This window comes from Allobacillus halotolerans (genome assembly GCF_018967645.1).
In the GTDB taxonomy this organism is placed as follows: domain Bacteria; phylum Bacillota; class Bacilli; order Bacillales; family Alkalibacillaceae; genus Allobacillus; species Allobacillus halotolerans.
Genome location: NZ_JAHLZF010000012.1, coordinates 85,432 through 94,472, shown reverse-complemented (window position 1 = coordinate 94,472; position 9,041 = coordinate 85,432). Strand labels below are relative to the sequence as shown.

Here is a 9,041-nt window from a genome sequence, read left to right as displayed (position 1 = left end):
GCACGCCGCCAGCGTTCATCCTGAGCCAGGATCAAACTCTCCAATAAAGTGTTTGATTGGCTTAAAAAATTTCGTTTATTTCTTTCCCAATCAATAAGAAAGAAACCGAATTGACATCAGGCTATTTTGTTTAGTTTTCAAGGTTCGAAATGTGTGTCGTTTTTTGCGACAAGACTTAATTTATCATAGCTCCAAAATGTTGTCAACAACTTTATTGAATTCTTTTTTTAAAAAGAGTCAAACCGTTGTATCTCCTGACAACGCTAATAAATATATCATATCTATTTAGACGAATCAATACTAAAATATAAAATTATTTTTTTGACTAAACTTGTGCTTTTTTGTCTTTGCAGTGTTACATCTGTCCGACCCACTTACCATTCTAATACTACAGTTTTTCGGATGGGTTTCAATAGTGGATTCTTAGTTCGATGAGTACTTCAGCTTCACAGAAAGGTCTGTTTACATTATTCACACCTCCCTTTCTCACTTACTTTCTTAAGACGGGAGGTGTCTCGGATCAACTTTAAATTCTTTTCTCTTACTATCCTATCGTCATTACAACTTAAGTTACTTAACGTGGGGGAAGTTCTTTCTTGGGGTGTAATTAACTAATTCATTTTGGTTTGCAAATCTTTTATAAACATTGAATAGCGTAATATATCTTTTTTTAATGGAATTCTTTATTTCCGCATTGAAATCATCACATGTGACTTCAAAGAGTAGCTCGTCCATTTCTTTCTTTAGTAAGTATTCGAGCTCTTTTTGTTCTTTTTCATTAATCAATAGACCTAACAAGGATGTTCACCCATTTCTATATATTTTAAAGTGATTATCTCTATTCTTCTTCCTGCTTTATGTAATATAACCATTCTAAAAATATGCAAACATTCATATAGATATTTATAAAGAGAATTTCCGCTTAAAAGAAGGTGTTTTTTTACATTTTCCAATGAACGGTTGTTGAATAAATTGCGGTATAGACGTTCGTGTTCTTCCACCTACTCCTCTTTTATTTCAGAGTATGCGTTTTACGAACGTCCCAACGTAATTAATAGAATTCAAAGAAGGAATGGGATCTATGTTTTACACATTCAATTGGACAAGCTGGAAAAAGTGGGTTGCCGTGCTTTCATTACTTTTATTGTTTGCAATTACCATTCAACTATCCAACGATTACATATTCGAAAATGTCACTCAGGACCAGACTGTGAATGAGGGTGCGATTACGAAAAGTTTGAAGGAAGAGAAAGAAATCGCTTTGACATTTAATGTACCGTGGGGAGACGATATCATTGTCGATGTCATGAATGTATTAGATGAAAAACAAGTCAAAGCCACGTTTTTCGTGAACGGAGAATGGGCTCTTCGCAATGAAGAATTAGCTGAGTGGATTGTTGAAGAAAATCATGAGCTTGGTTTGCTCGGTTTTTCGGACAAGTCTTATGAAGGTCGTTCGCTGGATTATATCAAGGAAGATATCGAGCGGGGCGAAACTGTTTTAAAAAATCTTGACTATGAACCGCTTCAGTATGTACGTGTACCTGAAAACAAATATTCCGAGTTAGTGACGGAACAAATTCATAAGCTAGGTTACCGAACTGTTTTTTGGAGCGTATACGCAGATGTGAATAAGAAGCAGCATGCGGAAACCATCAGCAAACAAATAGCCAGCGGAACGAGTAGTGGCGATATTATTGTTATGCCAATCCGGGATGATTTAAAGAAGGCACCAGAAGTCGTGGAACAAATCATTGAACAAAAAGAAGCCGAGGAATTTCAATTTGTCACAGTGACCGAGCTTCTTTCACCTGCTCAAATCGACCTCGAGCCAATCAATTAACAAAAACGGAACAAACTATTAAAGCAATGCTCATTCAAAAAGTCCCCAAGCGATTTACTTGGGGACTTTTGTATTTATTTGCTTTTCTTGTTTTTCTTCTTCGTATCCGTTGGTCTTCTTTTTTGTACATCTTCAGCCTTATTCGGCATGCCAACTTCTTCACCCTTTTCATTCGTGTAACCGACAATATGGTGCAATCGCAGTAATTGGTATGTGTTACATGCGACCAATGGGACAATCATGATCATCATCGTATCTGGATCATTCGTACGCAATCCCGGAATCCATTCGAGTGCAGTCACCACAGTCATGAAGAATACTGCCGGTAAAAACGCTCGCGGATGGGTCTCCTCTTTTTTAACGTAGGCGACCGCGAGTGAATAGATGAATAACACGCCCGCGACAACTATGTATGGAAATATACTTCCCGGCTCATCTACTCTTGTGTAACGTAAGTAAACAAGATCGAACAATACAATCGCAATAATCACGATTTGTGCGTGTTTCCAAAAATAACCGAAAAAACCTCTTCCGAACTGGTGCACGGTCAAATAGGCGAAGAAACCCATTTGGCTAATGACACTGTAAAGGAGTCCTAATACAGAAAACCACAAAAACGTTCCTGTCAGTTCCCAAAAATCTAACGGGTTCATATATTCCAGATAAGCGTCTGCTCTTACAAAGAAACTTGTGATGACAGCTCCTAAAAAGCCTAGCAATAAGGCGACACTTGAAAATTTTAACCAATTGCGAATCGTCACTTGCTTTCCCTCCAACATTATACACATCATTTATCCATTGTATTTTACCACGAACCGACATTTTTTGCCTGACCTTAATATGTATATTTTTTCACAACTTCATCAAGATAAAAAGGAAACTATCTTCAGAGGGAGCAAAAACCATGACGTTTAAAAAACTTACGGGGTTTATGATATTAGGCTTATTCATTGTATTGACTGCCTGCACCCAAAGTGATCAGTCCTCCCAAAATACAGATTATGAAACGACGAAAAAAATGGTTGTTGATATCCTGAAAACAGATGACGGAAAAAAAGCAGTAAAAGACCTACTGACCGAAGAAGACATGAAAAATGAATTAATTCTCAATGCACAAGTCGTCAAGGATACGATTGAGCAAACATTACAGAGTGAGAAATCGAAAGAGTATTGGACGAAATTATTCGAAGATCCTTCTTTTGTTCAAGCCTATACGAAAGCGACAGAAGATAGCATGAAGGAACTAATGACTGGTTTACTCAGTGATTCCACATATAAAGAACAGTTAATCAAGATCTTTCAAGAGTCAAAGATGCAGGAAACGATTGTTCAAGCTTTATCCAGCCAGGCCTTTAAGGCTCATTTGGAAAAAACCATACAAGAGACATTGGAAAGTCCACTCTTTAAAGCAAAAATGACAGAGACTTTATTGAAAGCAGCTGAGAAAGCACAACAATCCGAAGGCGGCCAAGGTGGAGGCCAAGGTCAAGAACAGCAAGGTGGCGGAAGTGGAGGTAGTGGACAATCAGGTGGAGGAAATGAGAGTAGTGCTGGAGCGTAGCAAAAAAGTGAAGCTTCCTGTTAAACAATCCACTATTTAAAAAGAGCTGTCACAAAGTTATCTGTTGTGACAGCTCATCTAATTATGCGCGCTTAATCATTTGATTGGCAATAGACAAAAAGATCTTTCCTGTCGGGTGATCTTCTTGATAAATTCCAGGCGCAAAAATATCTTCATCATCATATGGTTGTTGTAACGGGAGACGGCCAAGTACATCTGTATCGAGTACTTCTGCAAGCTTATCTCCACCACCTTCACCAAATACATATTCTTTCTGGCCAGTTAATGCACTTTCGAAATAAGCCATGTTCTCAATGACACCTAAGATCTCATGCTCATTTTTTAAAGCCATTTGTCCCGCACGAGCTGCGACGAAAGCAGCTGTAGGATGTGGCGTTGTAACAATTAACTGTTTGGAGGATGGTAATAGAGATTGGACATCTAATGCAATATCCCCTGTACCAGGTGGTAAGTCCAATAGAAGGAAGTCCAGGTCGCCCCATTCCACCTCTTTAAAGAAGCTTGTCAGCATTTTTCCAAGCATAGGTCCTCTCCAAATGATCGGGGAGTTATCTTCAACAAAAAAGCCCATGGAAATAACTTGTACACCAAAGCGCTCAACAGGAATGATTTTTTCCCCTCGCACTTGTGGGCGGTTTTCAATCCCCATCATATCTGGAACGCTGAAGCCATAGATATCCGCATCGACGATACCGACTTTCTTACCAAGTCGCGCCAATGCAATCGCCAAGTTAACAGTAACCGTCGATTTACCGACACCACCTTTACCACTAGCGACAGAGATGAACTTTGTTCCTTTTTGACCGATAAGATTCGCTTCACTCTCTTGGTCAGCAGCTTGTTTATATTCCTCTGGTAATTCAGTGAAACGCAAACCGACAGTAGCAGCACCCTCTTCTTTTAACATACCGACAATTTCCTGCTGCAGCTGAAGCTGTTCACCAGAATTCGGGTTGGCTAGGGCAATCTTGACACTGACGTGATTTTTTTCTTCTTTAATCTTAATACTTTCTATCGCACCCGTTTCTTCAAAGGTTTTATGTATATGTGGGTCTTTGACCGGGTTTAATATTTCTCTTACTCGCTCTTCTGTTACCAAATGTTACACCTTCCCTTTCAAAAAGTCGTGCAAGGTTAGTATAACATAAACTAATGTGTTTTCTTAACTAAGAGGCACCGCTATCTACATCTTCTTCCATGAGAAATTCGACAATTCCTTCAGCAATCGATGTAGCCAGCCGCTTCTGATAGTCCTCTTGCGTCAGTAGTCGTCTTTCATCTGGATTCGATAAAAAGCCCAGTTCTACTAAAGCTCCTGTTACATCTGCATGCTTCAATAAATAAATCTGTTCTAATCCTAGTGCGACACGTGTCCCGTTTGTTTCTTCACGCAGGCGCTTTTGAACGGCTTTTGCCAACGCCTCGCTCTTCCCCTCATCGTCCGGATAATAAAACGACTGTGCCCCCGACCACTGAGAACTCGCAATCGAATTGAGATGAACACTAATAAACAAATCAGGATCCTTTTCTTGTATAAACTTCACCCGATTTCGAATATCTTCTGATTTTCGATTGGAATGCCCTCTTGTGCCCTCAGCTGCGAGATCTACATCCTTCTCGCGTGTCATATAAACCAATGCACCCGCTTGTTGTAAATAATCACGCAATAACAAAGATGTTTCCAATGCGATGGTTTCTTCATAAACTGAATCGTGGTCCGCCCCGCCATCCGGCCCACCGTGCCCCGGATCGATGACAATTACTTTATTCGCAAGCGGCATCGTAACATTCGTAGGTGAAAAGAATGATGGGATTGGATAGCGAACCAGATAAATGAGTAACAAAAGTCCGACCAACCATAACAAAATGAACCATAGCTTTTTCAAGAGCTCCCCTCCCCTCTTGCTATTTTATGGACAAGGGTGGGGAAATATGATTCGCTTTGCATGACAAAAAACCGTAAGTGCTAAATACACTTACGGATTTGTCCGAGTCATCTATTTCGCTGTATAACCACCATCTACAACTAAACTAGTACCTGTTATAAAGCTTGAGTCATCTGTCGCCAAGAACAATACAGCCTTCGCAACCTCTTCAGGTCTTCCCAAGCGTCCGAGTGGTGTAACTTGAGCCAATTCCTCAATATCTTCCTCTTCTAACTGCTCCATCAGCGGTGTTTTCACATATCCCGGACATACAGCATTCACTCGAATATTATCTTTGGCATATTCCAAGGCAGTTGCACGGGTGAGATTAACGACACCAGCTTTAGATGCCGAGTAGGCCGCCGTTTGGGATTGACCGACGTGGCCGAGCATAGAAGCTGTATTCACAATGACGCCGCTTCCTTTTTCTCTAAAATGATTGACGGCATGCTTTGTTCCATAAAAAACGCCATTCAAATTCACTTCAATCACCCGGTTCCATTGGTCATCATTCATCTCAGTTGTATCCATGACAGGTCCTACACCAGCATTGTTAAAAAGAATATCGAGCTTTCCAAATTTCTCAACCGTTTGATCAATCAGCCGTTTAACTTCCTCTTCTTCGGTGACGTCCGTGTAAATGTATGACGCACGATCTCCTAGTTCCTCAGCGAGTTCTTCACCTTTCGGGTCATTGACATCTGCAATAACGACATTTGCTCCTTTTTCAACGAACAATTTTGCTGTTGCTTCGCCAATACCACTGACGCCTCCTGTAATGATTGCCACTTGACCATCTAATCGCATAAGCATCCTCCTCATCGATTTCAGTGAACAGATACTTTCTAATTTTTGCTGAATCACCAAAAGTATTCATTCACTACATCATTACCCGATTTAGAGATTATTGATCGCGGTAGGTCACAACAGTTTGGCAAATATAATCATGAAGGGCCCTTTTTCTTTCCGTCCATCCCGCCATCATGAATCCGATCATTAAAATCAATGCGGAGAGGATATAAGCAAAGTAACGACCGAGCGATTTCAAAATACTAATGGTCGAGCCATCTTCATTGGTCACCTGAATTTTACAGATCATTTTACCCGGCGAACCTTTGAAGCGTGAAGCCGTGAAAAGAATAATAAAGAATACACTGTAAATAGAACTGGATAATTCTTCTGCATTTGTTTCAGTTTGCTGTTGTGTTTGCTGTAATTGTTCCACTTCTCCTGTAATCAATGCGGCAACCAACCAAGTGAGGAGCGAAACAAATAGGCTATCAATAAAAATGGCCAAAAACCGTATCCAAAATCCAGCCGGCTTATTTTCGATCATCCAATAACCCCCTTCGTACATAGCTATCCGTCTGCACCCCATTATATAAAAAACAACCTCTGAATTCACTCCAGAGGTTGTTTAGTCATTTCAATATTAAACGGTTTGTTCTTTATGCTGGTGATGTTTTTTCTTGATGATTTGCAAAATGAGCAATACAGCCAGGAGAACAATACCAGCAACATCCGTAATCCAGTTATTCTGAATGAATAATAAAGCTGACAGCAAGGCAATCGTTCGTTCATACCATACATACTTGTGAATGAGCCAATTTTGAATAAATGAAGCAAATGCAATCATACCAATCGTCGCTGTAATAATTGCCCAAATGACTTCATACCAGGATGCATCTGTCAAAAATAAAATGGTTGGATTTAACGTAAAGACAAACGGCAGCAATAGTGCAGCTGAGTCAAATTTAAACCCTTGCACACCCGTTCGAACCGGTCCGGCATTCGCAATTCCTGCTGTGGCATAAGCCGGCAAGTTGATCGGAGGCGTATCATCCGCCAACACCCCGTAATAAAGAACAAATAAATGGGCAATTAATACGTGAACACCCATATCCGTTAAGATCGGTGCGACAATCGCCGCTAGCACGACATATGTTGCAGTAGTCGGCAACCCAAGACCTAAAAGCAAACAGGCGAAAACGGTTAAAACTAATGTGAAGTAAAGCTGCGTGTTGTCCGTCACCATAAAGGTTGGCAACATATTCGTCAATGTCTCTGAGAAACCGACAACAATTCGCGTAAACTTCGTTGATAAACCGGATGTCGTAATAACACCGATCAAAATTCCCGCTGTCGCACAGGCAACGATAATGGACAGCGCATTTCGAGAAGCGGTTTCGAAACCTTCAACAACATTTCTCCAGCCATATCGAAATGGCGTTGCACCTAAGTTGGATTTTCGTTGAACGACCGCAAAGGTTAATGCAACGACCAAACCAAGAATGACTAGCATCGTCATTTCTGGTTTCCAACGAACTGTTTCTGTTCCGAATACATCCGTACCGAATAATCCATTCAATTGATATAAACCATTATTCAGTGTACCCACAATAAACTGGAAGCCATAGACAATGGCAATCAATCCGGCTGCATACAGTAACGAACGCCCTAAGCTTTCTTTGAAGCGGTGAGCAAATAATGCCATCGCCAGTAAGACGACGATCGAGAAGAACGCTGAATTATTAACCGAAATGCGTTCGACAACCAAATAGTAAAGCAGAACGAAAATCGGGAATAAAAGATAACCTTGTTGCAGTAATAACTTACGGCCTTTCGGCAACTCTGCTTTCGGTATCCCTTGAATACCGTTTTTCGAAGCTTCGAAATGAACCATAAAGAGAATTCCTACATAAGCCAACAAGGCAGGGATAATGGCACTCTGAATGATTTGATAATACGGGATTCCCGTAAATTCAACCATAATGAAGGCTGCCGCACCCATAATCGGTGGTAAAAACTGTCCACTGGATGAAGCTGCAACCTCGATCCCACCTGATACATGTGGCTTGAATCCTACTTTTTTCATAAGTGGGATGGTAAATGTACCAGTCGTCACCGCATTCGCAGTCGAACTTCCTGAAATACTTCCCATCATTCCACTTGCTAATACGGAAGCCTTTGCCGGACCACCTTTAAAGCGTCCGAATGCCCGGATCGCTAAATTGATGAACATCTGGCCCGCTCCTGTTGACTCCAAAATGGCTCCAAACAAGATAAAGATGAACACAAATTGAGCCGATGCATAAATTGGGGTTCCAAAGATTCCGTTGTTACGATAGGAAATTTCGTAAACGAAACGCTCAAAGTCACCACGATCATGAAAGAATTGACCCGGCATATACTCCCCAAGGAAGAAATACCCAATGAAAATTAAGGCGATAATGACAAGCGGCTTTCCTACGACACGTCTTGTTGCTTCCAACACCAAAATAATCAAAGCTAGCCCTATTGCCAAATCAAAATCAGTTGGGCGACCAGAAATGATCGATGAAGATGTTTGATTTTGAATGATATACATCCCAACACCAAACGACATGATTGCCAATAATGCATCATACCAAGGAACCGTCTTTTGATTTAAACCTTTTTTAGGCGGAAAGATTAAAAACACAAGCACTAAACCTAATGTCAGGTGAAAAATCAAAAACGTCTTCGAACCAATTCCCGGCAAACCGAAACCAGCTATATAAAAATGATATAAAGAAAGAAATACGGCTACGGCTATTGTTGTGAAAGCCCAAAACCCTCTCACATCACGGTCGCTACCTTCAAGTTCATTAATCATCTCTTGTTGTGTTTTTTTATCCATATGTTGTGTTTCATCCATACTATGAACCTCTCT

General features: G+C 40.6%; 8 protein-coding genes. 2 read left to right on the top strand and 6 right to left on the bottom strand.

The features are described from left to right. Positions 1–1,081: 1,081 nt before the first annotated feature. Positions 1,082–1,843, top strand: coding sequence for a polysaccharide deacetylase family protein (locus KQ486_RS09325; RefSeq protein ID WP_216687444.1), 762 nt, complete (start codon positions 1,082–1,084; stop codon positions 1,841–1,843). 74 nt (positions 1,844–1,917) lie between these two features. Here KQ486_RS09325 and KQ486_RS09320 read toward each other — a convergent pair whose 3' ends face one another. Further along, positions 1,918–2,604: a KinB-signaling pathway activation protein gene (locus KQ486_RS09320; RefSeq protein WP_274236603.1), complete on the bottom strand. Its 687-nt coding sequence runs from the start codon at positions 2,602–2,604 to the stop codon at positions 1,918–1,920. Between the two features lie 143 nt (positions 2,605–2,747). On the opposite strand from KQ486_RS09320, the gene gerD reads away from it, so the two are divergent. Further along, positions 2,748–3,404 carry a spore germination lipoprotein GerD gene (gerD, locus tag KQ486_RS09315; protein ID WP_216687442.1) on the top strand — a complete coding sequence of 219 codons (657 nt, stop codon included), beginning with the start codon at positions 2,748–2,750 and terminating at the stop codon, positions 3,402–3,404. An 82-nt stretch (positions 3,405–3,486) separates the two neighbouring features. Here gerD and salA read toward each other — a convergent pair whose 3' ends face one another. The 5 genes from salA to KQ486_RS09290 form a co-directional block, all read right to left on the bottom strand. Beyond that, on the bottom strand, positions 3,487–4,524 hold the full coding sequence (gene salA, locus KQ486_RS09310; RefSeq protein WP_144163860.1) for an iron-sulfur carrier protein/transcriptional regulator SalA: 1,038 nt from the start codon (positions 4,522–4,524) through the stop codon (positions 3,487–3,489). Positions 4,525–4,591: 67 nt separating this feature from the next. Next, on the bottom strand, positions 4,592–5,311 hold the full coding sequence (gene cwlD / locus KQ486_RS09305; RefSeq protein WP_216687441.1) for an N-acetylmuramoyl-L-alanine amidase CwlD: 720 nt from the start codon (positions 5,309–5,311) through the stop codon (positions 4,592–4,594). A gap of 111 nt (positions 5,312–5,422) precedes the next feature. Next, positions 5,423–6,157, bottom strand: coding sequence for an SDR family NAD(P)-dependent oxidoreductase (locus tag KQ486_RS09300; RefSeq protein ID WP_216687440.1), 735 nt, complete (start codon positions 6,155–6,157; stop codon positions 5,423–5,425). A gap of 97 nt (positions 6,158–6,254) precedes the next feature. Continuing rightward, positions 6,255–6,686 carry an RDD family protein gene (locus tag KQ486_RS09295; RefSeq protein ID WP_144163857.1) on the bottom strand — a complete coding sequence of 144 codons (432 nt, stop codon included), beginning with the start codon at positions 6,684–6,686 and terminating at the stop codon, positions 6,255–6,257. A gap of 96 nt (positions 6,687–6,782) precedes the next feature. Further along, positions 6,783–9,026, bottom strand: a complete 2,244-nt coding sequence (locus tag KQ486_RS09290) for a TRAP transporter permease (RefSeq protein WP_246569268.1) — start codon at positions 9,024–9,026, stop codon at positions 6,783–6,785. Positions 9,027–9,041 lie beyond the last annotated feature (15 nt).

Bases quoted from the DNA above. Each gene is read 5' to 3' on its own strand.
- gerD (WP_216687442.1), top strand. From the start codon at position 2,748: ATGACGTTTAAAAAACTTACGGGGTTTATGATATTAGGCTTATTCATT.
- KQ486_RS09325 (WP_216687444.1), top strand. From the start codon at position 1,082: ATGTTTTACACATTCAATTGGACAAGCTGGAAAAAGTGGGTTGCCGTG.
- KQ486_RS09290 (WP_246569268.1), bottom strand. From the start codon at position 9,026: ATGGATGAAACACAACATATGGATAAAAAAACACAACAAGAGATGATT.
- KQ486_RS09295 (WP_144163857.1), bottom strand. From the start codon at position 6,686: ATGATCGAAAATAAGCCGGCTGGATTTTGGATACGGTTTTTGGCCATT.
- KQ486_RS09300 (WP_216687440.1), bottom strand. From the start codon at position 6,157: ATGCGATTAGATGGTCAAGTGGCAATCATTACAGGAGGCGTCAGTGGT.